22 protein-coding genes are annotated in these 25,960 nt (G+C 60.7%); 12 read left to right on the forward strand and 10 right to left on the reverse strand.

Translation table 11 applies throughout. The features are described from left to right. Positions 1-68: 68 nt before the first annotated feature. Both rpmA and rplU read right to left on the reverse strand, forming a co-directional pair. On the reverse strand, positions 69-326 hold the full coding sequence (rpmA, locus tag AD666_RS15765) for a 50S ribosomal protein L27 (protein ID WP_053153633.1): 258 nt from the start codon (positions 324-326) through the stop codon (positions 69-71). A 35-nt stretch (positions 327-361) separates the two neighbouring features. Beyond that, positions 362-676 carry a 50S ribosomal protein L21 gene (rplU, locus tag AD666_RS15770; RefSeq protein ID WP_007950961.1) on the reverse strand — a complete coding sequence of 105 codons (315 nt, stop codon included), beginning with the start codon at positions 674-676 and terminating at the stop codon, positions 362-364. 240 nt (positions 677-916) lie between these two features. Here rplU and AD666_RS15775 point away from each other — a divergent pair, with 240 nt between their 5' ends. The 3 genes from AD666_RS15775 to AD666_RS15785 all read left to right on the forward strand — a co-directional run bounded on the left by AD666_RS15775 (position 917) and on the right by AD666_RS15785 (position 2,811). Next, the gene (locus AD666_RS15775) at positions 917-1,885 is read left to right on the forward strand and encodes a polyprenyl synthetase family protein (protein WP_053153636.1); all 969 of its coding nucleotides are present in this window, start codon (positions 917-919) and stop codon (positions 1,883-1,885) included. Positions 1,886-2,008: 123 nt separating this feature from the next. After that, positions 2,009-2,350 (forward strand): zinc ribbon domain-containing protein YjdM, encoded by a 342-nt coding sequence (locus AD666_RS15780; protein WP_053153639.1) that lies wholly within the window; start codon positions 2,009-2,011, stop codon positions 2,348-2,350. A gap of 203 nt (positions 2,351-2,553) precedes the next feature. Further along, a complete protein-coding gene (locus tag AD666_RS15785) occupies positions 2,554-2,811 on the forward strand; it encodes a hypothetical protein (protein WP_053153642.1) in 258 nt (85 codons plus the stop codon). A gap of 123 nt (positions 2,812-2,934) precedes the next feature. On the opposite strand, the gene AD666_RS15790 is transcribed toward AD666_RS15785, so the two are convergent. The 4 genes from AD666_RS15790 to AD666_RS15805 all read right to left on the reverse strand — a co-directional run bounded on the left by AD666_RS15790 (position 2,935) and on the right by AD666_RS15805 (position 7,386). Then, on the reverse strand, positions 2,935-3,552 hold the full coding sequence (locus AD666_RS15790; protein WP_053153644.1) for an FKBP-type peptidyl-prolyl cis-trans isomerase: 618 nt from the start codon (positions 3,550-3,552) through the stop codon (positions 2,935-2,937). 194 nt (positions 3,553-3,746) lie between these two features. Continuing rightward, a complete protein-coding gene (locus tag AD666_RS15795) occupies positions 3,747-4,235 on the reverse strand; it encodes a TIGR00645 family protein (protein WP_053153647.1) in 489 nt (162 codons plus the stop codon). 117 nt (positions 4,236-4,352) lie between these two features. Next, entirely contained in the window at positions 4,353-4,694 is a 342-nt protein-coding gene (locus AD666_RS15800; RefSeq protein ID WP_053153650.1) for a hypothetical protein, read from the reverse strand. Positions 4,695-4,947: 253 nt separating this feature from the next. Further along, on the reverse strand, positions 4,948-7,386 hold the full coding sequence (locus AD666_RS15805) for a Lon protease family protein (protein WP_053153653.1): 2,439 nt from the start codon (positions 7,384-7,386) through the stop codon (positions 4,948-4,950). Between the two features lie 284 nt (positions 7,387-7,670). Between AD666_RS15805 and AD666_RS15810 the strand changes: the two genes are divergently transcribed. The 3 genes from AD666_RS15810 (at position 7,671) to AD666_RS15820 (ending at position 10,786) form a co-directional block, all read left to right on the forward strand. Then, the gene (locus AD666_RS15810; RefSeq protein ID WP_053153656.1) at positions 7,671-8,159 is read left to right on the forward strand and encodes a DUF3015 domain-containing protein; all 489 of its coding nucleotides are present in this window, start codon (positions 7,671-7,673) and stop codon (positions 8,157-8,159) included. A gap of 86 nt (positions 8,160-8,245) precedes the next feature. Further along, complete coding sequence (locus AD666_RS15815) at positions 8,246-10,099, forward strand: DUF4105 domain-containing protein (RefSeq protein ID WP_053153659.1); 1,854 nt, start codon at positions 8,246-8,248, stop codon at positions 10,097-10,099. 195 nt (positions 10,100-10,294) lie between these two features. After that, entirely contained in the window at positions 10,295-10,786 is a 492-nt protein-coding gene (locus tag AD666_RS15820; RefSeq protein ID WP_053153663.1) for a GreA/GreB family elongation factor, read from the forward strand. A gap of 187 nt (positions 10,787-10,973) precedes the next feature. On the opposite strand, the gene ettA is transcribed toward AD666_RS15820, so the two are convergent. Next, entirely contained in the window at positions 10,974-12,638 is a 1,665-nt protein-coding gene (gene ettA, locus AD666_RS15825; protein WP_053153666.1) for an energy-dependent translational throttle protein EttA, read from the reverse strand. Positions 12,639-12,909: 271 nt separating this feature from the next. Here ettA and AD666_RS15830 point away from each other — a divergent pair, with 271 nt between their 5' ends. From AD666_RS15830 to AD666_RS15840, 3 genes are all read left to right on the forward strand, one after another. Further along, complete coding sequence (locus tag AD666_RS15830) at positions 12,910-16,758, forward strand: bifunctional diguanylate cyclase/phosphodiesterase (RefSeq protein WP_053153671.1); 3,849 nt, start codon at positions 12,910-12,912, stop codon at positions 16,756-16,758. A gap of 219 nt (positions 16,759-16,977) precedes the next feature. Then, positions 16,978-18,231 (forward strand): serine hydroxymethyltransferase, encoded by a 1,254-nt coding sequence (gene glyA, locus AD666_RS15835; protein WP_053153674.1) that lies wholly within the window; start codon positions 16,978-16,980, stop codon positions 18,229-18,231. Positions 18,232-18,461: 230 nt separating this feature from the next. Beyond that, on the forward strand, positions 18,462-19,007 hold the full coding sequence (locus AD666_RS15840; RefSeq protein ID WP_053153677.1) for a hypothetical protein: 546 nt from the start codon (positions 18,462-18,464) through the stop codon (positions 19,005-19,007). A gap of 105 nt (positions 19,008-19,112) precedes the next feature. Here AD666_RS15840 and yjiA read toward each other — a convergent pair whose 3' ends face one another. From yjiA to AD666_RS15855, 3 genes are all read right to left on the reverse strand, one after another. Then, complete coding sequence (gene yjiA, locus AD666_RS15845; RefSeq protein ID WP_053153680.1) at positions 19,113-20,081, reverse strand: GTPase; 969 nt, start codon at positions 20,079-20,081, stop codon at positions 19,113-19,115. A 234-nt stretch (positions 20,082-20,315) separates the two neighbouring features. Continuing rightward, positions 20,316-20,513 (reverse strand): YbdD/YjiX family protein, encoded by a 198-nt coding sequence (locus tag AD666_RS15850; protein ID WP_003201656.1) that lies wholly within the window; start codon positions 20,511-20,513, stop codon positions 20,316-20,318. 16 nt (positions 20,514-20,529) lie between these two features. After that, complete coding sequence (locus AD666_RS15855; protein ID WP_053153683.1) at positions 20,530-22,590, reverse strand: carbon starvation CstA family protein; 2,061 nt, start codon at positions 22,588-22,590, stop codon at positions 20,530-20,532. A gap of 342 nt (positions 22,591-22,932) precedes the next feature. Here AD666_RS15855 and AD666_RS15860 point away from each other — a divergent pair, with 342 nt between their 5' ends. The 3 genes from AD666_RS15860 (at position 22,933) to AD666_RS15870 (ending at position 25,849) form a co-directional block, all read left to right on the forward strand. Beyond that, positions 22,933-24,294: a cache domain-containing protein gene (locus AD666_RS15860; protein WP_053153687.1), complete on the forward strand. Its 1,362-nt coding sequence runs from the start codon at positions 22,933-22,935 to the stop codon at positions 24,292-24,294. Positions 24,295-24,325: 31 nt separating this feature from the next. Then, positions 24,326-24,952: a response regulator transcription factor gene (locus AD666_RS15865; RefSeq protein WP_053153690.1), complete on the forward strand. Its 627-nt coding sequence runs from the start codon at positions 24,326-24,328 to the stop codon at positions 24,950-24,952. Between the two features lie 105 nt (positions 24,953-25,057). Next, positions 25,058-25,849 carry a transporter substrate-binding domain-containing protein gene (locus AD666_RS15870; RefSeq protein ID WP_053153693.1) on the forward strand — a complete coding sequence of 264 codons (792 nt, stop codon included), beginning with the start codon at positions 25,058-25,060 and terminating at the stop codon, positions 25,847-25,849. Positions 25,850-25,960: the final 111 nt, after the last annotated feature.

Raw genomic sequence — 25,960 nt, forward strand, 5'->3', positions numbered from 1 at the left:
TGCAAGAGACTCACCCCACAAACGAAAAAGCCCCGTCGCAAGACAGGGCTTTTCCAGCGAGCTCGCAATTAAGCTGCGATAACGCTTACGTAACGACGACCGAAGGCGCCTTTTACTTCGAACTTGATCACGCCTTCGATTTTAGCGAAGAGGGTGTGATCCTTGCCCATGCCCACGCCGTAGCCAGCGTGGAATTGGGTGCCGCGCTGACGCACGATGATGTTGCCTGCTTTGATAGCCTGGCCGCCATACATCTTCACGCCAAGGCGTTTGGCTTCTGAGTCGCGACCGTTACGGGTACTACCACCAGCTTTTTTGTGTGCCATGAGTTCAATTCTCCTAGTGAGGAATTAGGCTGAAATTAAGCCTGAATACCGGTGATTTTGATCTCGGTGTACCACTGGCGGTGGCCCATACGCTTCATGTGGTGCTTACGACGACGGAACTTGATGATGCGGACTTTATCGTGACGACCTTGGGAGATCACTTCAGCCACAACGGTAGCGCCAGCAACGACTGGAGCGCCGATATTCACGTCGTCACCATTGGCGACCAACAGAACACGATCAAAAGTCACGGATTCGCCGGTGGCGACTTCCAGTTTTTCGATCTTCAGGTATTCACCTGGGGCGACCTTGTATTGCTTGCCACCAGTAACGATTACTGCGTACGACATGGTATTTCTCCGATAATCCTGCTCACCCAGCGCTTTATAGAAAAAGGTATTGGCTGGCATGGCTGCATGGGCTGGAAGGCCCGGGATGCAATTGCGTAAGGCAGGTGCTGCCCAGGAAGTTCAGGGTGCGCGATTGTACGCAAGCCAACGGAGCCTTGCAAGTAGCCGTCCATCGTGCCTTGACAGCCCCGGACATGGGTCCTAGCATGCCGCGCAACCCTTCTGGAGCGCCTGTCGCTGATGCAACCCCAAGCTTTCTACCGCGCAGTGGCGGACGATTTTAGTGCCGTCGACGGCATCATCAAGAAGCAGCTGACTTCCCGAGTGCCGCTGGTCTCGAAGATCGGCGACTATATCACCTCGGCTGGCGGCAAGCGCCTGCGTCCTTTATTGGTGCTTTTGTGCGGCAAGGCCCTGGGCCGCGAAGGCGACGATCTGCGCCTGCTGGCCGCCACCATCGAGTTCCTGCACACCGCGACCCTGCTGCACGATGACGTGGTCGACATGTCCGGCATGCGCCGTGGCCGCTCGACCGCCAATGCCATGTGGGGCAACGCGCCGAGCGTCCTGGTGGGCGACTTCCTGTACTCGCGCTCGTTCGAGATGATGGTCGAGCTGGGCTCGATGCCGGTCATGAAGATTCTGTCCCAGGCGACCCGCATCATTGCCGAGGGCGAAGTCCTTCAGTTGTCCAAGGTGCGCGACGCCAGCACCACCGAAGAAACGTACATGGAGGTCATCCGCGGCAAGACCGCGATGCTCTTCGAAGCCTCCACCCACAGCGCGGCTGCCCTGGCCGGCGCCACCGCCGAACAGAGCGAAGCGCTGCGCACCTTTGGCGATCACCTGGGCGTGGCCTTCCAACTGGTGGACGACTTGCTGGACTACAAGGGTGATGCCGAAACCCTGGGCAAGAACGTCGGAGACGACCTGGCCGAAGGCAAGCCGACCCTGCCGCTGATCTACACCATGCGCGAAGGCACGCCGGAACAGGCGGCGCTGGTACGCCAGGCCATCCAGAAAGGCGGGATCGAAGACCTGGAAAGCATTCGCGTAGCGGTCGAAGCGTCCGGCTCGCTGGAATACACCGCGAAACTCGCTCGCGACTATGTTGCCCGCGCCATCAAATGCCTCGATGCCCTGCCGGCCAGCGAATACCGTGATGCACTGGTTGAGCTGAGCGAGTTTGCGGTGGCTCGCACTCACTGATTGCAACAAAGTACTCTGTGGGAGCGACCCGCTCCCACATTTAGAGAGTCATGCCTGCCCTTCCCTTCGCAAAACCTTATATAATGTGCGCCCTTTTGCCCTCCTGACACTCAAGGAACCTTAGTGAGCACGTTGCCTCCCTGCCCGAAATGCAATTCTGAATACACCTACGAAGACGGCACCCAGCTGGTCTGCCCGGAGTGTGCCCACGAATGGTCCGCCAGCGGTGAAGCTGAGGCGGCGTCCGAGGACACGGTGAAAAAGGATTCGGTCGGCAACGTCCTGCAGGACGGCGACACCATCACTGTGATCAAGGACCTCAAGGTCAAGGGCACGTCGTTGGTGGTCAAGGTGGGCACCAAGGTCAAGAACATCCGCCTGTGCGATGGCGACCACGACATCGACTGCAAGATCGATGGCATCGGTCCGATGAAGCTCAAATCCGAGTTCGTCAGAAAAGTCTGATTCATCAGTGATTCCATCCCGCGCCCAGCGTGGGATGGCGCCACACCTTACCCGTTTCAGCCCGCGTTTCCGCGCACCCGAGCGATGCCTGCGGTTTTAGCAGCCACAACCCATCGTCCGAAAAAAATTCGGAACACAAATAGAGCCTTGCTATTTAGCGAATAAGAATTATTCTCATCGAACCCATCAAGGAGATGAGCACCATGACTTATTTGATCGATGCCTGGCTGGACCGCCCACATCCCTATCTCAGGATTCTGCATCGGGAAACCGGGGAAGTCTGCGCTGTGATAGAAGAAGACGCCCTGAACGAACTACAGGACCAGGGGGATCTGGACCTCACCAGTCTCAATTCCAGCGAGCCGACGGTGCTCAAGGAACTGGTGCGCAACCTGTTCCTGTTCTGCTATGCCCGGGCGTTGCGCCCGACGAGTGATTTCAGCGGCAGGTTCCACGGATGAACGCAGAGGTCATGTGGGAGCGGGCTTGCTCGCGAAGAGGTCGGCACATTCAACATCTTCGCTGAATAGCACACCGCTTTCGCGAGCAAGTCCGCTCCCACAGGTTTACCGGATCGGCAAGTCTTACAGAACGTCCAGCAGTTCGACGTCGAACACCAGTACGCTGTGCGGCGGGATGCTGCCAACGCCTTGAGCGCCGTAAGCCAGCTCGCTCGGCACGTACAGGCGCCATTTGCTGCCGGTGTTCATCAGTTGCAGCGCTTCGGTCCAGCCCGGGATCACGCCGCCAACCGGGAATTCGGCTGGCTGGCCACGATCGTAGGAGCTGTCGAACACGGTGCCGTCGATCAGCGTGCCGTGGTAGTGGGTACGCACCTGGTCTTCACGGGTCGGCTTGGCGCCTTCGCCCTGGGTCAGCACTTCGAATTGCAGGCCCGAAGCCAGGGTGGTGATGCCTTCACGCTTGGCGTTTTCAGCCAGGAAAGCACGACCGGCGCCAGCAGCGGCTTCAGCCTTGGCGGCTGCTTCGGCCTGCATGATTTCGCGGATGACCTTGAAGCTGGCGGACATTTCTTCCTGGCCCACACGGCTCGGCTTGCCGGCAAAAGCGTCGGTCAGGCCAGCCAGGATCGCGTCCAGGCTGACGCCCGGTGGCGGGTTGTCGCGCAGCTGGTCGCCCAACTGACGGCCAATGCCGTAGCTGACGCGGGTTTCGTCGGTGGACAGGTTAACTTCGGACATGGTACTGCTCCGCTGTGGGGACGGCTCGGAATAAGGCCGTGCGTGACACAGCCCCTCCCGGGGCGTCCGGAACCAAAAAGGGCGAGCAGACTAGCACAGATGCCGCGACGGATGAGGCGCTCGTTCACCAAAGCGCTCCGCCGGAAACGGCAACGCCCGCCCGCGAGCCAGGCAGGCGGGCCGTTGCGCGGACCTCAATGCTTGGTCAGCTTGTCCAGATACCCCATGGCGAAGGCCGACACCACGAAGGTCATGTGGATGATCACATACCACATCAAGTGCTCGGCATCGATGTTCTGAGCATCCATGAAGATGCGCAGCAGGTGGATGGAGGAAATCGCCACAATGGAGGCCGCGACCTTCATCTTCAGCGAAGAAGAGTCCATGGTGCCAAGCCAGTTGAGCTTTTCCTTATCGGAATCAATGTCCAGCTGCGAGACGAAGTTCTCATAGCCGGAAATCATCACCATCACCAGCAGGCCGCCCACCAGCGCCATGTCGATCAACGACAGCAACACGAGGATCAGGTCGGACTCGGCCATGGAGAACACGTTAGGGATGACGTGGAAGACTTCCTGAAAGAATTTCAGCGCCAGGGCCAGCAAACCCAGGGACAACCCGAAATAGATCGGCGCCAGCAACCAACGGGAGGCATACATTGCATTTTCGATAAAGCGTTCCATTGAATCTCACACCAGGGCTTAAATGGCGGCGAGTATATCAGCCGCCCTGGCCCTCACAAACGCCCGCCCCTCCCTGGCCACGCCTTCGAATCAATGCTCAGCCCCCGTCGAGGATCATCAATGGGGCGGGCGGAACTCAAAGCTGCCGCCGCTGCGACTGCGCCCGCCGTTGATCTCACGCAATTGGGCTTGCATGTGCAGGCACCAGATCTGCGGGTCATCGGCCAACTTATAGCCGTGCAACGTCAGGCTTTGCACGATACTGTCAAGGATGGATTCAGCGGCGTTCGGACCGGGAAAAGGGCCTTGGGCCTTGAGGGCGGAAGGTTGTTCGCCGGCCATTCCGGCGGCGAAGAGCAAGGTCCACATGCCGTTATCGCCCGCCAGCGGGCGGATAGCGCATTCGATACGGGTGACCAGTCCCAGGCATTGACGGGTGAGACAAAGGTTGCGCGACATGGCGGCGCCCCTCAGTGATACGGTATTTCAGCCTGCAAAGGCTGGTTCGATCCGATGATGGCTCTCGTTATCCTTGAACTGAGAATAGAAGAAAAGTTCCGCTCGCAAGCGCACCGAGACCAGAATGCGCCGAATGGTCATAGTGTGGATATTGACGCCAAAGTGGCGTCTTTTTTTCACCTGATCGCAGCAGAATTCAATCACAGAACCATTGTGGGAGCGAACCTGCTCGCTCCCACAATGAAATCCAGGGTCAGGCCGGCTTGGCCTCTGCCAGGGCCTGCTGCGCCAGTTCCTTTTCCGCCTCCTTGATGTCCTCCTCGCTGACCATTTCGGCAATCACTCGCAACCGCTCCACGACCCGGGCATTGACACTGCCTTCAGGGAATTCACCGTTTTCATCCGGCTCACCGGCGGGCTCACCTACCAGCAGGCTCAGGGCCTCGTCCGCCTGGCGCACCGCGTAAACGTGGAACTGCCCTGCCCGCACGGCGGCCAATACTTTTTCATCGAGCATCAGGGTGGCGACGTTGGCCTGGGGAATGATCGCCCCTTGCTCGCCGGTCAGCCCGCGGGCCTCGCAGAGGCGGAAGAAGCCCTCGATCTTCTCGTTGACCCCACCCACGGCCTGCACCTCACCGAACTGGTTGATCGAACCGGTGATGGCGAAGCACTGTTTCAGCGGCGTCTTCGACAAGGCGGAGATCAGGGTGCAAGCCTCGCCCAGCGAAGCGCTGTCGCCATCGACATAGCCGTAGGACTGTTCCAAAGCAATGCTGGCCGAAATCGCCAGCGGGAATTCCTGGGCGTAGCGGCTGCCCAGATAGCCCGTGAGGATCATCACGCCTTTTGAGTGGATCGGCTGGCCGAGGTTGACCTCACGCTCGATGTCGACGATACCGCTGCCGCCCGGATACACCGTCGCGGAAATCCGGGCCGGCACACCGAACGCCGAATCCCCCACTTCCAGTACCGTCAGCCCGTTGCATTTGCCCACGGCGGCGCCATCGGTGTCGATCAGGATGATCCCCGCCAGCATGTCGTCGAGGATTCGCGCCGAGACACGCCCGGTGCGGGTGGCCTTGGCCTTGAGGGCACGCTCGATATGGCCGGCGTCGGTCATCTCGTCGCCAGCCAACTGGCGGATGAAGTCCGCCTCGCTGACCAGCTGGAACAGATCGCCGATGCGCGCCGACAGGCGTCCCTGGTGTTCGGCCAGGCGCGCACTGTAGGTCGCCAGGCGCGCCACTGCATCAGCGGTCAGCGGCGCCATGCCCTCTTCCGAGGTGCGGGTCTTGAGCAACTGGGCGAACTGCTCCAGGCTTTCGTCGCCCATGGGAATGTCTTCGTCGAAGTCCACCAGCACGCGAAACATTTCCTGGAAATCCGAATCCAGGTCTTGCAGGGCGTAGTAGAGCTGGCGAGCGCCGATGATCACCACTTTGACCTGCAGTGGAATGTGCTGCGGCGTCAGGGTCACCGTCGCCAGTCGTCCCAGCTCACCCAGGGGCGACTCCATTTTCAACTTGCGCGATTGCAGGGCGCGCTTGAGCGCATCCCACACGAACGGCTCGCCCAGCATCTTTTCCGCTTCCAGAATCAGGAAGCCGCCATTGGCCCGGTGCAAGGCGCCGGGACGCAACTGCCGGTAGGTGGTGTAGAGCGCGCCCTGGTCCGTGCTGTATTCGATGCGCCCGAACAGATTGTCATAGGTAGGGTGCGGCTCGAACACCACCGGAGCCCCGCCACTGGCTGGATGCCCGACCACCAGGCTTGGCGCGTATTGCTCCTCCAGCAGCTTGCGGGCGACGGCATCGCTCTTGCTGTCGTCCACCAGTTGCTCGACCACCGTCCTGAGCAAATTGACCTGCATCGCCTGCAGATAACCGCAGACCGCCGCGTTCTCCGCATATTTTTCAGACAGTGGCGCCAGCAACGGCTGCAGGGCCAGGGTGATGGTTTCTTCGTTGAGCTGGCGCAGTTGGTTGTTGGACTCGCGTTTCCACTGCGGCAGGCTGGCGAGCTCTTCGTTCAGGCGCTCTTCCAGACCGGAGATGTCGTCATGGAAACGTTCGCGATCAGCCTCCGGCAGTTGGGCGAACTCCGCCTCATCCAGGGCCTTGCCTTCGCTCATTGGGGTAAAGGCGATATTGCTGCTGTCGCGGTACAACGCGACATCCTTCTCCAATGCCAGGCGCTCGATCACGTCGAGGGCGCGGTCGTAGCGCTGGTTGAAGGCACGGTCGATCGCACTTTTTTTCTGCTGGTAGGACGGATGCTCGAACACCGCCGGAAAAGTCGCCAGCAGGTTGTCGATCAGGCCGTTGATGTCGGCGATGAAAGCGCCGGCAGTGCCGGAAGGCAGCTCCAGGGCCCGAGGCTCGCGGGGTTCGTCGAAATTATTGACATAGACCCAATCGGCCGGGGTCTGCATGCGCTTGCCTTCGGCCTTGAGATAGCGCTTGACGAACGAAAACCGGCCGGTGCCGGGTTCACCCATGACAAATACGTTGTAACCGGGGCGCGGCATAGCCACGCCGAACTGCAATGCTTCGACCGCACGCTCCTGGCCAAGCACACCGCGGAAGGGCTCCAGATCATTGGTGGTAGAGAAGCTGAACTGTTCAGCGGAAAACGGACGGGTCAGCGCTTCGGGCGCTAGACGCAAGCTGGCAGCAACAGGATCAGGCATCGGGCTTCCTTACATCAGGCGGGGCAGATAACGGCATTCTGGCGCTGCGCGTACCGCACTGGCAAGGAGCGCCTCAGGTCAAAGCATAGTCAAGAGGCTCCCCCTGGGTCGGCGCCGGTAAATTCATGACTGGGAAGATAGTTTTTGCAAAATGTCACGGAACCCGCGGATCGTGCCTAAACTCCAAACTGCGCGGCTGGAACAATAACCGGCCCACTGGCACACGGCTCAACCGCCACGGGCCAGACCTGTCCATTGGTATGCACATAAAAGAGAACATAGCTATGAAACGGATTCTTCTCGGTACTCTCTTCACCGCTGTATCCCTCAACGCCATGGCTCAGGCGCCGGGCGGCCCGGATTGCGGCTGGGGCAACATGCTGTTCGAAGGTCAGCGTGGCACTCCGGCTCACTTCCTGGCATCTACCACCAACGGCACCTCCGGCAACGCCACCTTCGGCATGACATCCGGTACCAACGGCTGCTCCACCAACGCCGCACTGACCTACGGCGGCAAGTCCTGGCTGGCCATGAATGGCATGATGAACGAACTGTCCGAAGACATGGCCAAGGGGCAGGGCGAAGCGCTGACCACCTACGCCGTGGTGTTGGGCGTGGCACCGGAAGACCGTGCGCATTTCTCCGCCGTCACCCACGAGCACTTCCAGCAAATCTTCAACAAGGCTGACGTGACCGCGGAAGACGTGCATACCAATACCCTGGCCGTGCTGAAAAACGACCCTCGTCTGGCCAAGTACGCAACTCAAGCTTAAGCTCGACCCCACTCGCTCCTTTCGGGGAGCGGGTTTTCTTTTTTGGGCCCTTTTGGTCTTTATTTCGACTTTCCAAGTAGCCGACTATGCTCAAACGCCTTGCCTGGCTGGCGCTCTGTGTGTGCGCCCCGCTGTCCGCCGCGCCTCATGTCGACACTCAACGTTTGCAGCAACTGGCCAATGACCGCTTCTGGATTTCCCTGGGTCACTACGAAGCCGCGAAGCTGGGTGGCTGGCGCAGCTATATCAGCGACAGGAAATTCTTCCTCGCACCCGATGGCAACGAACGCCCCGACCATGAATTGAGTGCCACGCTGCAGGCCCTGTACGGTCCGACCAACACCGGCCAACGACATGCCCAGTGCGTGTATCCGGCGCGCACACGCTGGCTCAAAGCGCAGCTCAACCTGACGGACCTGCCGGCAGTCGATTGCAGTGAATTCACCCAATGGTTCAAGGACGTTTCGCCCCACAGCGCTGTGATGATCTTTCCGGCTGCCTACCTCAACAGTCCGTCCTCGATGTTCGGCCACACCTTGCTACGCATCGACCAGGCCGACGTGCAAAGCGACAAGACCGCCCTGCTCAGCTATGCGATCAATTTCGGCGCCTATATCGAAGGCTCGGACAACAGCCTCCTCTACGCCTGGAAAGGCCTGATGGGCGGCTATCCCGGCCTGTTCGCCCTGGTGCCCTATCAGGAAAAACTCTCCGAGTACCGTAGCCTGGAGAACCGCGACCTGTGGGAATACCGTCTTAACCTGAGCCAGGCGGAAACCGAGCGCATGGTCGAGCATGTGTGGGAGCTCAAGCAGATCCAGTTCGACTATTTCTTCTTCGATGAAAACTGCTCCTATCGCCTGCTCGAACTGTTGCAAGTTGCCCGTCCCAGTCTGCGCCTGACCGAACAATTCCCGCTGACGGCGATCCCCACCGACACCGTGAAGGCCGTAAAGGAAGCCGGGTTGGTGGAAAGCATCCAGTATCGGCCGTCCCGTGAACGAGAACTGCTCAGCCGCGCCGAGCCGCTGAGCGATGACGAACAGCAATGGGTCCTGAAAGTCAGCGCTGACCAGCAAAAACTGCAAGCGCCCGAGTTCAAGGCTCTGCCCCGGGAACGCCAGGCGCTGGTCATCGACGCGGCCTACCGCCTTGAGCGCTATCGGGCCAATGGCCAGGAGCGCGATCCGCAGCGTGCCCAGCGCAGTTTCGAGCTGCTGCGGGCGATCAACCAGAACCCCGCGCCGGAACTCGACATTCCGCAACCGGGCCTGCCCGAGGACGGCCACGAGTCGCGCACCTGGCAAGCCGGCCTCGGCACGCGAGGCGACCGGGCCTTCGGTGAATATGGCCTGCGCATGGCCTATCACGACCTCAACGACAACGCCGAGAGTTTCCCGTTGGGGGCGCAGATCGAAATCCTGCAATTGAAACTGCGCCAGTACGAAGGCAACGACTGGCAGGTGCAACAACTGGACCTGGCGACCATTCGCTCCCTGACCCCGCGCAACGAGCTGCTGCAGCCGCTGTCGTGGCAAGTCACGGGCGGCCTGGAGCGGGTGCCGGGCAAGCACAACGATGAAACCCTGGTCAGCCATGTCAACGGCGGTGCCGGCGGTACCTGGTCATTGGGGGACGACACATTGGGGTTCGCCCTCGGCACGGTGCGGGTCGAACACAACAATGACTTCGCCCAGTTCATCGCCCCGGCCGCCGGCTTCAACACGGGCCTGTTGTGGAAAAACCCACTTGGCAACCTCAGCCTGGAAGCCAAGGGCGATTATTTCGTCAATGGTGAAGTGCGCCGTAGCCTGAGCCTGAACCAGCAATGGGAACTGTCCCGCAACCTCGGCCTGCGCCTGAGTGCCCAGCGGGAATTCAGTCACCTCGCCACGCCGGAAAACGAGGTGATGCTTGAGGTGAAGTGGTATCACTATTGATCAGACGAAGCCCATCCTCACCGGGGGTTATCCACCCGCCTTCGCAGATGGCTATGACAACGGTTGCAGCAGTGGCCTGGCACTAGGAGAAGGACCGTGCCGCCCGGGCTTATCGTTCGCAGTGAGTCGCGTACAGACATCCGTCGAAACCAAAAGCCTGCGACCATGGCCCAAACTCCAATAGAGGAGAACACCATGAGTCGCGCCTTCGTCAACGAAGACAGCGCCGCCGCCCAGGCCGATCAGCCGGTCGAACGCCAGGTCAGCGCGCAGATCAACTACGTCACACCCGCCGGACTCACCCAGTTGCAGGTCCGGGTCGCCGAGTTGCAGGCACAGCGCAGCCAGCAGGCCGCCAGGAAAGACCAGACGGACAAACAACGCATCGCCGACATCGAGCGCGATCTGCGATATTTCAACCAGCGCTTGAAAAGCGCGCAGGTCGTAACGGCCACTTCAGTCGATCAAGTGCGGATCGGACACTGGGTGACGTTTGTCGATGAGCATGACCATGAGCAGCGAGTGCAATTGGTGGGCGAGGACCAGGCCGAAGCGGCCAGCGGGTTGATCAATTGGGGCTCGCCGCTGGGGCGGGCGTTGTTGGGGGCCAGGGTTGGGGATGAGGTGGTCTGGAAGCGGCCGGTGGGGGACCTGGCGATCGAGGTGGTGGCGATAGAGCCTGGGTAATCCGGGCGGCCTCATCGCGAGCAGGCTCGCTCCCACACATGACCCGAGCCAACCCGCCATGTTCGCGTACCGGGAATCCATTGTGGGAGCGGGCTTGCTCGCGAAAGCGGTGTATCAGTCACATATTATTGACTGACACGCCCTCTTCGCGAGCAAGCCCGCTCCCACATGCAGGCTTTGTCGCTGATCAGGCCAGTTTCTTGTGCCGTACGCGATGAGGCTGGGCAGCCGCTTCGCCGAGGCGTTTCTTGCGGTCGGCTTCGTACTCGGTGTAGTTGCCTTCGAAGAACACCGCCTGGGAGTCATCTTCGTACGCCAGGATGTGGGTCGCCACGCGGTCGAGGAACCACCGGTCGTGGGAGATCACAATGGCGGCGCCAGGGAAGTCCAGCAAGGCTTCTTCCAGGGAGCGCAAGGTTTCAACGTCGAGGTCGTTGGACGGTTCGTCGAGCAGCAGGACGTTGCCACCCTCCTTCAACGTCAACGCCAGGTGCAGGCGGCCGCGTTCACCGCCGGACAGGTCCTTGACGAACTTCTGCTGGTCGCCGCCCTTGAAGTTGAAGCGGCCCACGTAGGTGCGCGACGGGATTTCATAGTTGCCGATGCGGATCTGGTCGGAACCGTCGGAGATCTGCTGAAATACGGTCTTGCTGCCGTCCAGGTCTTCGCGGCTCTGGTCGACGCAGGCCAGTTGCACGGTTTCACCGATTTCGATGGTGCCCGAATCTGGCGTCTCCTTGCCCATCAGCATGCGGAACAGCGTGGATTTACCCGCACCGTTACCACCGATGACACCGACGATGGCGCCCTTGGGCATGGAGAACGACAGGTTGTCGATCAACACGCGGTCGCCGTAGCCCTTGGTGACGTTCTTGAATTCGATGACCTTGTCGCCCAGGCGCGGACCGGCCGGGATGTAGATCTCGTTGGTTTCGCTGCGTTTCTGGAATTCCTGGGACTGCATTTCCTCGAAGCGTTGCAGACGAGCCTTGGATTTGGACTGGCGGGCCTTGGCGCCTTTGCGCACCCACTCCAGTTCTTCCTTCATGGCTTTTTCATGGGCCGACTGCTGCTTGGATTCCTGGGCCAGACGCTCGGATTTGGCTTCCAGCCAGCCCGAATAGTTGCCCTCGTAAGGAATGCCCGCGCCGCGGTCGAGCTCCAGGATCCAGCCGGCGACGTTGTCCAGGAAGTAACGGTCGTGGGTAATCGCCACGACGGTGCCCGGGAAATCGTGCAGGAAGTGTTCGAGCCAGGCGACGGAATCGGCGTCCAGGTGGTTGGTCGGTTCGTCGAGCAGCAGCATGTCCGGGGCGGACAGCAGCAAGCGGCACAGGGCCACACGGCGTTTTTCACCACCGGAAAGGTGTTCGACCTTCGCTTCCCAGGCCGGCAGGCGCAGCGCATCGGCGGCGACTTCCAGTTGGCGCTCCAGGTTGTGACCGTCGCTGGCTTGCAGGATCGCCTCGAGCTTGGCCTGTTCGGCGGCCAATTTGTCGAAATCGGCATCCGGATCGGCGTAGGCAGCGTAAACCTCGTCCAGGCGGGCCTGGGCGTCCTTGATCGCGCTGACGGCTTCCTCGACCACTTCACGGACGGTCTTGGTCGGATCCAGTTGCGGTTCCTGGGGCAGGTAGCCGATGTTCAGGTCCGGCATCGGACGAGCTTCGCCGTCGAACTCCTTATCGACGCCGGCCATGATTTTCAGCAGCGTGGACTTACCCGAACCGTTGAGACCCAGCACGCCGATCTTGGCGCCGGGGAAAAATGACAATGAAATGTTTTTCAGGATTTCCCGCTTCGGCGGAACAACTTTGCTCAGCCGATGCATGGTGAAGACGTATTGAGCCATGGTGAACCTAGCGTCTGTGACAGGTGAAAAGAACGAGCCGGGCCATGCGCGGCGCCGGCAGTTGACGGTCATCAATGCCTGCGGGCGGATAAAGCCTGGGAATCTGGAGCTGGAACGCTCTTGTTTGACCGGCAAAGCTACCTCAACCGTCCGTCAAGGTCCAGCCGCCAGGGACTGGCACTTTGCCACAACTCAAGGCATGCTAGCCGCCCTTCGGGCGTCCAGCTTATAGTGCACGTCGCGCCAGTCCAGCAAACTGCAGGATTACAGCTTGTCCAATGTCACGCCGACCCTGTCCCCTCGCGCACCGGATGCTGTGCCTGGCTCGCCCCTGCGCGGGACATTGAAGGGCGCGCTGGCCACGTTGGTACTGTTGCTGCTCGGATTGCTCTTCTGGCAACTGCTCGACCAGTTGCGTGTCACCCAGCAGCAACAGCGCCAATACACCATCGACTACACCGCCGACCTGGCCGCGCAGGTCAGCCTGAACATGGCGCTGAACGCGCAGATCGCCCTCAATCTGTTACCGATCGTCGAACAACCGCAAACGGCCGACGAACAGCAAGCCCTGTTGCGCAAACTCCGGCAATCACTGCCCGAACTGCGCAGCCTGGTATTGTTGAGCCCCTCCGGTCGGGTGCTCAGCGACACCGACGCCGACAGTCACGATGCCGACTACCTGGCCGAACTGGTACGCCGCAGTCGCGCCCAGGCGCACTATTTCAGCAATGCCGACGATGGTTCCGTGGTGCATCTGCTGTTGCACCAGGCCTCCGGCAGCACCCGCGGCTACTGGGCCCTGCGCCTCACGCCAAGCTTTTTCTCGACGTTGACCAAGCAGGCCGATACGGGCCTGCGCCCGCAATGGCTGGTAGAGAATCGCCTGAACCAGCAAATCGTCAGCCGCGACGAGAGCCCACCCGCGACCAATCCTGTCCGGGTATCGCCTGATGACCTGGATAATACGGTGTTGACCGTACCGCTGAGCAGCAGCGACTGGCAATTGCGCGGTCTCTTCAATCAGCGCCAGGTGCTCGAACAACTGCTGCCGGCCTTCATCGGCAAATGCCTGTTGGGGCTGGCATTTTCGATGCTGCCGGTGATTGCGCTGCTGAACATGCGCCGTCGTCAACGGCAACTGCACGAAGGTCGTCGTCGCTATCAGGACATTTTCGAAGGCACCGGCGTTGCCTTGTGCGTCCTTGACCTGTCGGGGCTCAAGTCATTCTTTGCCAGGGCCGGCCTGCACAATGGCGATCAATTGCGAGCCTGGATGAAAGCCCCGCATCAGCTCGAGCAGTTGCAACAGGAAGTACGCATCACTGAAGTCAATCAGATGGCGTTGCAACTGCTCAACGTCGACTCCTGTGAACAAGCCTGGCGGCTGCTGGTAGGCAATCGGCCGCAAGACAGCAGCCCCGTCGGCTCGAAACTGCTCGAAGCATTGCTCGACCCGCACAAGCAACTGGAGCTGGAAATCAAGCTCCAGGACGCCCACGGGCGCGATCAACACCTGTGGCTGGTACTGCGCCTGCCGGAAAGGCAGCAGGACTATAACGCCGTCATCCTGAGCATCAACGACATCACCAGTCGCAAGCTGATCGAGTTGTCGCTGCTCGAACGCGAAGGTTTCTGGTCCGATGTAGTGCGCACCGTGCCGGATCACCTCTATGTGCAGGACGTGATCAGCCAGCGGATGATCTTCAGCAACCATCACCTGGGGCAGACGTTGGGGTACGACCGCACCGAACTGCACCAGATGGGTGAGTACTTCTGGGAAATCCTGTTGCACAGCGACGATGCCGACCATTATCACAACCTGCGCCAGGAGCAGCGACGCGGCGGCTACACGCAACTGTTGCAATGCCAACTGCGCTTTCGCCATCGCAACGGCAAATGGCGTCGCTTCGACATCCGCGAACAAGCCCTGGCCCGGGACCGGCACAACCAGGTGACCCGGATCATCGGCGTGGCCAAGGACGTCACCGAACAGATCGAGGCCAGCGAGTCACTGCGCGACAGCGAACAACGCTACCGGATGCTCGCCGAAAGCATCAGCGACGTGATCTTTTCCACCGATAACAAACTTTCGCTCAACTACGTCAGCCCGTCGGTCCAGGCAGTACTGGGCTACAGCGCCGACTGGATTTTCCAGAACGGCTGGCAATCGACCATCGCCAATCCGCAACAGCTGACCGGCATCTATACCTTGATGGACCGGGTCAGCAAGGCCCTCGACAAACCCGAGCAACTGGCCGAATTGCGCAACCAGATGCAGACTCAGTTGTTCCTGTTCGACTGCCTGCGGGCCGACGGGCGCAAGATTCCAATCGAGCTGCGCCTGGTGCTGGTCTGGGACGATCTCGGTACATTCGAAGGGGTACTCGGCGTCGGCCGCGATATCAGCCAGCAGCGGCGCGCTGAAAAAGACCTGCGCATGGCCGCCACCGTATTCGAGCATTCGACCTCGGCGATCTTGATCACCGACCCGGCCGGCTACATTGTCCAGGCCAATGACGCCTTCAGCCGGGTTAGCGGCTATGCGGTGTCCCAGGTGCTGGACCAGTTGCCCAACATGCTGACCGTGGACGATCAGCAGGAAGCCCACCTGCGTTATGTGCTCAAGCAGTTGGAGCAGCACAGCACCTGGGAAGGCGAAGTCTGGCTCAAGCGCCGCAACGGCGAACATTACCCGGCCTGGGTCGGCATCACGGCGGTGCTGGACGACGAAGGCGACCTGGCCAGCTACGTCTGTTTCTTCAGCGACATCAGCGAACGCAAGGCCAGTGAACAGCGCATCCATCGCCTGGCCTATTACGACGCCCTCACCCATTTGCCCAACCGCACGTTGTTCCAGGATCGCCTTCACACCGCGCTGCAATCGGCCGAGCGGCAGAAGACCTGGGTGGTGCTGATGTTCCTCGACCTGGACCGTTTCAAGCCGATCAACGACTCTCTGGGCCATGCCGCCGGCGACCGGATGCTCAAGGAAATGGCCACCCGGCTGCTCGGCTGCGTCGCCGACGACGACACCGTGGCGCGCATGGGGGGCGACGAGTTCACGCTGCTGTTGCAACCACGCGCCAGCCGGGAAATGGCGCTGAACCGGGCGATCAACGTCGCCGAGCAGATTCTCGCCAGCCTGATCCGCCCCTTCGTGCTCGAAGGTCGGGAATTCTTCGTCACCGCCAGTATCGGTATTGCCTTGAGTCCCCAGGACGGCAACGAACTGAGCCAACTGATGAAAAACGCCGACACCGCCATGTACCACGCCAAGGAGCGCGGCAAGAACAACTTCCAGTTCTACCAGGCCGACATGAACGCCAGCGCCCTGGAGCGCCTGGAACTGGAAAGCGATTTGCGCCATGCCCTGGAGCAGAACGAATTCGTGTTGTATTACCAACCGCAGTTCAGCGGCGATGGCAAACGTTTGACCGGCGCCGAAGCCCTGCTGCGCTGGCGCCATCCACGGCGTGGATTGGTGCCGCCCGGGGACTTCATCCCGGTGCTCGAAGAGCTCGGGCTGGTGGTGGATGTCGGCGACTGGGTGATCAGCGAGGCCTGCCGTCAGCTCAAGACCTGGCACCAGGCCAGGGTCCGGGTGCCGAAGGTTTCGGTCAATATTTCGGCCCGGCAGTTCTCCGACGGCCAGCTCGGCACACGCATCGCCAACATCCTGCGCAGCACCGGCCTGCCGCCGGCCTGCCTGGAGCTGGAACTGACGGAGAGTATCCTGATGCGCGAAGTCAGCGAGGCGATGCAGATCCTGGCCGGGCTGAAGAACCTGGGCTTGAGCATCGCCGTGGATGACTTTGGCACCGGCTATTCGTCCCTCAACTACCTCAAGCAATTCCCCATCGACGTGTTGAAGATCGACCGCACCTTCGTCGATGGCCTGCCTTCCGGCGAACAGGACGCCCAGATCGCCCGGGCGATCATCGCCATGGCCCACAGCCTCAACCTGGCGGTGATCGCCGAAGGCGTCGAGACCCACGAACAACTCGACTTCCTGCGCGAGCATGGCTGCGACGAAGTCCAGGGTTACCTGTTCGGCCGCCCGATGCCGGCCACCCGGTTCGAAGCGCAGTTCAGCAATGATGCGTTGTTCATGCTCGACTGAGTCCTTGTGGCTCCGGCACCGGCTTCTTCGCGAGCAAGCCCGCTCTCACATTGAGATCGTACCCTGTGGGAGCGGGCTTGCTCGCGAAGAGGCTGTCCAGACAACACCGAAGGCGGCGTGAAACCCATTCGTCCGCGACATGACGTCCTTTCATATGCCTTCCAAAACCGGTTGGGTTAGAATGCCTCCCTTTTCTGCCCCCGATCCTTGAGGACCGCCATGTTCAGCCGTGATTTGACTATTGCCAAGTACGACGCCGATCTCTTTGCCGCCATGGAGCAAGAAGCTCAGCGCCAGGAAGAGCATATTGAGCTGATCGCTTCGGAAAACTACACCAGCCCTGCGGTGATGGAAGCTCAAGGCTCGGTTCTGACCAACAAGTACGCCGAAGGCTACCCGGGCAAGCGCTACTACGGTGGTTGCGAATACGTCGACGTGGTCGAGCAACTGGCCATCGACCGCGCCAAGCAACTGTTCGGCGCCGACTACGCCAACGTCCAGCCCCACGCCGGTTCCCAGGCCAACGCAGCCGTCTACCTGGCCCTGCTGTCGGCCGGTGACACCATCCTGGGCATGAGCCTGGCCCACGGCGGTCACCTGACCCACGGCGCCAGCGTTTCGTCCTCCGGCAAACTGTACAACGCCATCCAGTACGGCATCGACGGCAATGGTCTGATCGACTACGACGAAGTCGAGCGCCTGGCCCTGGAACACAAGCCGAAGATGATCGTGGCCGGTTTCTCCGCCTACTCTCAAGTGCTGGATTTCGCCCGTTTCCGCGAAATCGCCGACAAGGTCGGTGCCTACCTGTTCGTGGATATGGCCCACGTGGCTGGCCTGGTCGCCGCTGGCGTCTACCCGAACCCGGTGCCATTCGCCGACGTGGTCACCACCACCACTCACAAGACCCTGCGCGGTCCACGTGGCGGCCTGATCCTGGCTCGTGCCAATGCCGACATCGAGAAAAAACTCAACTCCGCCGTATTCCCGGGCGCCCAGGGCGGCCCGCTGGAGCATGTCATCGCCGCCAAGGCGATCTGCTTCAAGGAAGCACTGCAGCCTGAGTTCAAGGCTTACCAGCAGCAGGTCGTGAAGAACGCCAAGGCCATGGCTGGCGTGTTCATCGAGCGCGGCTTCGACGTGGTGTCCGGCGGTACCGAGAACCACCTGTTCCTGCTGTCGCTGATCAAGCAGGACATCTCCGGCAAAGACGCCGACGCCGCGCTGGGCAAGGCATTCATCACCGTGAACAAGAACTCGGTGCCAAACGATCCACGCTCTCCGTTCGTCACCTCGGGCCTGCGCTTCGGCACCCCGGCCGTGACCACTCGCGGTTTCAAGGAAGCCGAGTGCAAGGAACTGGCCGGCTGGATCTGCGACATCCTGGCCGACCTGAACAACGAAGCGGTCATCGATGCCGTTCGTGAGAAGGTCAAGGCCATTTGCAAGAAACTGCCGGTGTACGGCGCTTAATCAGCCCGGCCAACCGCAAATGAAAAAAGGCCCGCATCGGAAGATGCGGGCCTTTTTTCATGTATTCAACAAGAGCCGTGCCAGCCCATTCGAAGTCCACTTTTAACTTCAACGCCGTGTCACTTAATGCCTTGCAATACACACGCGGCGTCACCTGTTGAGAATTCCATTACCATCGGTTCCGTTTAACAGCGCAACTTATGAAATTCAGTAAAGGATTCGAATACTACATGGACCGTACATACTCTTTCGAGGCAACACTCAGCCTGCCCGACACACACGTCAACCTGCTGGAAATGCTGCATGGCAAACCCGCACTGGCCACCGTCAGTTCATTCAGCGGCGGTTTCTTTACCGGCAGGCCGCAGACTCTTGACCACTCGCACCTGTTGGGGATGCGCCCCCATGACCAGGGTGCCGCCGCACAGCCGCTGAGGCTCGATTTTCACGCCACGCAAGAAGGCTACAGGTTATTCATCAAAAACCCGGGCGAGCATTACAATAAGTTGATTGGAAAACGTTGGTTGGAAGTATTGGGTGTCACCGATTCGCACATCGACAACCCCACGGCAGTCACTTTGATCGATCATCAGGACAATGTAATTACTCGGGCCGATATCAAGGCACGACATACGCCTGTTTCGCTCATGACTGCCAATAATAAATATATCGGTGGATTAAAAGTTCGAGGTTCACCTTATCTTTATCTCGCCGAGACGGAACAAAAGTCTCGGATAACTTTCATCCTGAGCATTTTTGAGGCAAGGCACGCCTGATCCAGACGCCGTGGAAAGCGGCAAGGTCGATGAAGCGGTGCGACTGATGATGAGCACCTGGACCCTCTCGAACAAAAACTCTTGATGGCCGCAGGCGCGGGTGAATCACAGTAGCGCGGCCTCGAAACCGGCACGGATCTTCTCCTCCGGCAGTTCGTCGGCGATGAACACGATCACGCTTTCCCGGGCTTCGTCGGGAGCCCACTCAGTGTCCCAATCGAAGCCGTACAACTTGAGCACGCCCTGGAACACCAATCGCCGGGGCTCGCCGGCAATGTTCAGCACCCCCTTGTAGCGCAACAACTGCTTGCCATGTTCTTCCAGCAACTCATTCATGAAAGTACTGAGCCGGTCGATGTCCAAGGGTTTGTCGGTGCGCAGCACCAGGCTGCTGATGCGATCGCCTGGGGTCGATTTGATGACCGGCCGCAGGCTGAATCCGGCACCCAGGTCTGCATTCAGGTTGAAGCCTCGGATATCGAGCAGTTCTGCCAGGTCGATCTTGCCGTGCTCCACGACCCGGACGGGCGCTCGTCGGTTGATGCGGGTCAGGCGCTCGCCCAGCGCCTCGACATGGGCAGCGTCCACCAGGTCGGTCTTGCTCAGGAGCAGGCGGTCGGCAAAGCCGACCTGGGCCTGGGCGATGGCCTGGGTCAGGTGGAGCTCGGCATGGGCAGCGTCCACCAGAGTCAGGATGCCGTCGAGGATGTAGCGCTCGCGCAGTTCTTCATCGATGAAAAACGTTTGGGCCACCGGGGCCGGGTCGGCCAGGCCAGTGCATTCGATTACCAGACGATCAAAAGCAATCTCACCGCTGTCCAGCCGCTCGAGCAACAGGTAAAGAGCCTTGGTCAGGTCGGTGTGGATGGTGCAGCACACGCAGCCGTTGGCCAGGGTCATGACTTGCACCGGCTCGTCGCCCAACAATTGGGTGTCGATGCCTGCATCGCTGAATTCGTTTTCGATCACCGCGATTTTCAGGCCATGCTCGGCCTTGAGCAGATGACGCAACAGCGTGGTCTTGCCGGCGCCCAGGAAGCCGCTGAGGATAGTGACCGGGATGGGAGAGGACAACGGGATTCTCCTGCTGCGAAATGGGAAGAAGACACACAATACAACTGTGGAGCGGTGGCTAATGCAAATTCTGAGGCCACCCAAAACCTGTGGGAGCGGGTTTCTGTGGGAGCAAGGCTTGCCCGCGATGGCATCGCCTCGGTATCAGGATAAACCGAGGTGTCTGCATCGCGGGCAAGCCTTGCTCCCACAGAGCTCGCTCCCACAAGTGTTACTTCATTCTGGCCCAGCGCTTTAGCAGCACTTCGGCCCGCCCTTGCCGCCGTAACGGGCCTCCTGGCGTTCTCGGAAGAACGCCTCGTAGTCCATCAGCGGCTTGTCCGGGTGCTTGGTTTGCATGTGCTCGACGTAGTTGTCGTAGTCAGGCATGCCGACCATCAGGCGGGCGGCCTGACCGAGGTATTTACCCAGGCGACTCAAGTCATTGAACATCGTTGCAATCCTCGGGTTACGCGTCCGGCAGGGCCTGGAATGGCGCTTCCTTGTCCGTGCGTTCTTTCGTGCTCCAGGCGGCGATGCCGACCTTGAGCGCGTAGAACAGGATGCTGAAAACCACGAACAGGAACAGCACCGTCAGCGTCGCGTTGGTGTAAGCGTTGAACACCACGTGCTGCATCTGCTCGACGCTCTTGGCCGGGGCCAGGACCTGGCCGGCGGCCAAGGCATCGTTGTACTTGCGCGCCAGGGCCAGGAAGCCGATCGCCGGGTTGGCATCGAACAGCTTGATCAGGCCCGCGGTGGTGGTGCAGATCAGCAACCAGGACGCCGGCAGCAGCGTGACCCAGACGTAGCGCTGGCGCTTCATCTTGATCAGCACCACGGTGCCAAGCATCAGGGCGATCCCCGCCAGCATCTGGTTGGAGATGCCGAACAGCGGCCACAAGGTGTTGATGCCACCCAGCGGATCGATCACGCCCTGGTACAGCAGGTAGCCCCACAGCGCCACGCAACCGGCGGTGGCGATCAGGTTGGCGGGCCAGGATTCGGTGCGCTTGAGGGCCGGCACGAACGAGCCCAGCAAATCCTGCAGCATGAACCGCCCGGCACGGGTGCCGGCGTCCACCGCGGTGAGGATGAACAGCGCTTCGAACAGGATCGCGAAGTGGTACCAGAACGCCATGGTGTTCTCACCCGGCAGCACCGAGTGCAGGATCTGCGCGATACCCACCGCCAGGGTCGGCGCACCGCCGGCGCGGGCCAGGATGGTGGTTTCGCCGATGTCCTTGGCCACCGCCTGCAACGCGTCCGGCGTGATGGCAAAGCCCCAGTTGCTGACGGTCTGCGCCACGGCCACCACGTCGGTGCCGACGATGGCCGCCGGGCTGTTCATGGCAAAGTACACGCCCGGCTCGATCACCGAAGCGGCGACCATGGCCATGATCGCCACGAAGGACTCCATGAGCATGCCGCCGTAGCCGATATAACGGGCGTTGACTTCGTTATCCAGCAGCTTGGGCGTGGTGCCCGATGAAATCAGCGCATGGAAGCCCGACACCGCGCCACAGGCGATGGTGATGAACAGGAACGGGAACAGCCCGCCCTTCCACACCGGGCCGGTGCCGTCGGTGAACTGGGTCAGCGCCGGCATCTTCAGCTCGGGCATGGTGATCAGGATGCCGATCGCCAGGGCGACGATGGTACCGATCTTGAGGAACGTGGACAGGTAGTCCCGCGGCGCCAGGATCAGCCACACCGGCAGCACCGCCGCGACAAAGCCGTAGCCGATCAGCATCCAGGTGATCTGCACGCCGGTAAAGGTGAAGGCCTTGGCCCAGACCGGATCGGCGGCCACCTGCCCGCCCAGCCAGATCGAACCCAGCAGCAACAGCACGCCGATGAGGGAGATCTCACCAATGCGACCCGGACGGATGTAGCGCATATAAATGCCCATGAACATCGCGATCGGGATGGTCGCCATCACCGTGAAGATGCCCCACGGGCTCTCGGCCAGGGCCTTGACCACGATCAGCGCCAGCACCGCGAGGATGATGATCATGATCAGGAAACAGCCGAACAGCGCGATGGTGCCGGGGATGCGGCCCATTTCCTCGCGCACCATGTCGCCCAGGGAGCGACCGTTGCGGCGGGTGGAGAGGAACAGGACCATGAAGTCCTGCACCGCACCGGCCAGCACCACGCCGGCGATCAGCCACAGCGTACCGGGCAAATAGCCCATCTGCGCGGCCAGGACCGGCCCGACCAGCGGCCCGGCGCCGGCAATGGCGGCGAAGTGGTGACCGAAGAGGATATGTTTGTTGGTCGGGACGTAGTCCAGGCCATCGTTGTTGAGCACGGCAGGCGTGGCCCGGCGCGCATCGAGTTGCATCACGTTGTTGGCGATGAAGAGGCTGTAGTAGCGGTAGGCGACCAGGTAGATCGCGACGGCTGCGACGACGATCCAGAGGGCGTTGATCGGCTCGCCGCGGCGCAAGGCCACGACACTCAACGCACAGGCTCCTAGAACAGCCACGGCAAACCAGGCGAGGTGTTTAACCAGACGGGTTGTCATTGCGTGTCTCCTGCCGAGGTCCAGTGGACTGCGGCGATTGTTTTTATAGTGTGCCCCGGCTATCGGAGCCGGCCCAATATCCCTGCAAGCGGTCAATAAATAAATCCGTAGTACTACGTAGATACGCCTTCGCCCTGTGGGAGCGGGCTTGCTCGCGAAAGTGGAATATCACTGACACTTTCTTTAGCTGACACACCGCTTTCGCGAGCAAGCCCGCTCCCACAACGTTCCTGGACGCCTACAGAATCGGTGTTCGCCACCCACAGTGTTATCTCTCCTATCCGGCAGGACATTTGGCATATGATGCGAGCCATCCCCCGTCAGGCCCGGACAGGAATACCCATGCTGCTCAAACACAAAATCGTCGCCCTCGGGATCCTGCCGCTGGTCCTGGCGATCGCGGTGATCTGCGGGCTGGTGGTTTCCCTCAATCGCCAGTTGGGTGATCAACAGGCGCAACTGATCGAAGACAGTATCCTGGCGAGCAAGCGCGCCGAGTTGAAGAACTATGTGGAGATGGCGCAGAGCCTGATCGCACCGCTGTACAACGACGGCAAGGGTGACGAACGCGCACAACAACAGGTACTTGAAGAACTGCGCAAACTCAGTTTCGGCATCAACGGCTATTTCTTCGTCTACGACCGTCAGGGCCGCAGCCTGATGCACGCCCGCCAGTCGGAACTGGTGGGGCAATACCTCTGGGACATGAAGGATCCCCATGGCCTGCCGGTCATCCAGGCGCTGATCAGAAGTGCCGAGTCCGGCGAGGGCTTCCAGCGCTATGCCTGGAACAAGCCCTCCTCCGGCCAGGTGACCGAAAAACTGGCCTATGTGGTGATGCTGGACCGTTGGGGCTGGATGCTCGGCACCGGGATCTACCTGGAAGACGTCGAGCGCGCCACCCAGCAGGCGCGCGACGAAGTGGCCCAGGGTATCCACTCCACCATGCTCGCCATTGCCGCCGTCGCCCTGGTGGCGGTGCTGCTGGTGTTCGCCGGTGGCATGACGCTCAACGTGAGCGAACATCGCCTGGCCGACAAAAAGCTGCAACGACTGAACCAACGCATTGTCAGCCTGCAGGAGGAAGAACGCTCGCGGGTGTCTCGCGAGCTTCACGACGGGATCAGCCAGTTGCTGGTGTCGATCAAATTCCAGTTCGAACTCGCCAGCCATGTGCTCGAAAATGGCCAGGACAACGGCCTGGGTATCCTGAAAAACGCCACGGATCGGCTGGGCGAAGCGATCGGCGAGATCCGCAGCATCTCCCATGATCTGCGCTCCTCCCTGCTCGACACTCTGGGCCTGCCCGCCGCCATCGGCCAGCTCGCGGCTGAATTCGAACAGCGCAGCGGGCTCGAGGTGTCCTACCGAAGCAACGAATTCGATTGTCGACTGGAGAATGGCGCGCCCGTTTCGCTGTTCCGCATCGCCCAGGAAGCCTTGACCAATATCGAACGTCACGCCGGGGCCAAGCGGGTCGCGATCACCCTCTTCGGTTCGAGCCAGTCCTTGCGCCTGACGGTGGTTGACGACGGCATGGGGTTCAACGTGCCACAGGTCGAACGTGGCCATGCCGGCATAGGCCTGCGTAATATCCGCGAACGGGTCGAGCATTTCGGCGGACGGTTGGAACTGACGTCGACACCGGGCAGGAGCGAACTGGACGTCCTGCTGCCCATGAACCTGTCGGCCACGCAAAGCTGATGCAGCGCCACTACAACAAGAGCACCTGCCAATGAACCTGCCCTCCGTGATCCGCGTCGCGCTGGTCGATGACCACTCTCTGGTCCGCGATGGCATCAGGGCCTTGCTGTCCGTCATGCCGCACCTGGAGGTCGTCGGCGAAGCGGAGAATGGCGAGCAAGCGCTGGAGATGGTCGGCCGCTGCCAGCCGGATCTGCTGCTGATGGACATCGGTCTCAAGGACATGAACGGACTCGAACTGACCCGGTTGCTGGGCAAGCAGTACCCGAGCCTCAAGATCCTGATCCTCAGCATGTACGACAATTACGAATACGTGAGCGAGTCCGTGCGGTCCGGCGCCAGCGGCTATGTCATCAAGAACGCTCCTTCGCGGGAAATCATCGCCGCCATCGAAGCGATCATCGGCGGCGGCACCTTCTACAGCGCCGAAATTGCCCAACGGCTCGCCACTGACCCGAACGCCGATAAAGAACTGACACCCCGCGAGAGCGAAGTCCTGCGCAAGATGGTTCAGGGCTTGAACAACAAGGAAATGGCCCGCGAACTGGACATCAGCGTGCGCACCGTCGAGACCCATCGCCTGAGCATCCGCCGCAAGCTCAACATCGACAAACCGGCGGCGCTGGTGAAATACGCCATCGATCACGGGATCATTTAGCGCTGACTGAAACCTGCCACAGCGAGACATCACAGGAAGACAGCCCGCAAACACTTTTACTACACTGCGTTGCTTATCCCCTTCCCTCGCGAGCCGTCCAATACAATGAAAAAAACAACAAGCACCCTGACGATCCTCGGCCTGCTGGCACTGAGCGGCAGCGCTTTGGCGCAGACTGCCCCTTCCCATCTGGACGAGGTCCTGCAACGCGGTGAACTGAAGGTCTGCACCACCGGCGACTACAAGCCCTATACCTACAAAGCCGAAAACGGTGAATACGAAGGGATCGACATTGACATGGCCCGCTCGCTGGCTACCAGCCTGGGCGTCAAGGTGCAATGGGTCCAGACCACCTGGAAAACCCTGATGCCGGACATGGTTGCCGGCAAATGCGACATCGGCATGGGCGGGATCTCGGTCACCTTGGAACGCCAGAAGAAGGCGTACTTCAGCGACACCCTGGATGTGGACGGCAAGATCCCGCTGGTGCGTTGCGAAGACCAGTCGCGCTACCAGACCATCGAGCAGATCAACCAGCCTTCGGTGCGTCTGGTGGAGCCGGCCGGCGGCACCAACGAAGCGTTCGTACGGGCGTTCCTGCCCAAGGGTCAGCTCGCCTTTCACGACAACGTGACGATCTTCCAGGAGCTGCTGGACAAGCGGGCCGACGTGATGATCACCGATGCCTCGGAAGCCCTCTACCAGCAGAAACTCAAACCCGGCCTGTGCGCCGTCAACCCGACCCGCTACCTGCAATATGGCGAGAAGGCCTACCTGCTGCCGCGGGACGACACCACCTGGAAAATGTATGTCGACCAGTGGTTGCACCTGAGCAAGGCCAACGGCAGCTACCAGAAAGTCATCGGCCAATGGCTGGCGGTGCCAGGGGCTCAATAACGGTTTGATGAGGGTGCAAAACCCTGTGGGAGCACGGCTTGCCCGCGATGCAGGCACCTCGGTTTATCTGGATACCGAGGCGATGCCATCGCGGGCAAGCCTTGCTCCCAC

It is taken from the genome of Pseudomonas sp. Pf153, from assembly GCF_001269775.1.
Classification (GTDB): domain Bacteria; phylum Pseudomonadota; class Gammaproteobacteria; order Pseudomonadales; family Pseudomonadaceae; genus Aquipseudomonas; species Aquipseudomonas uvaldensis.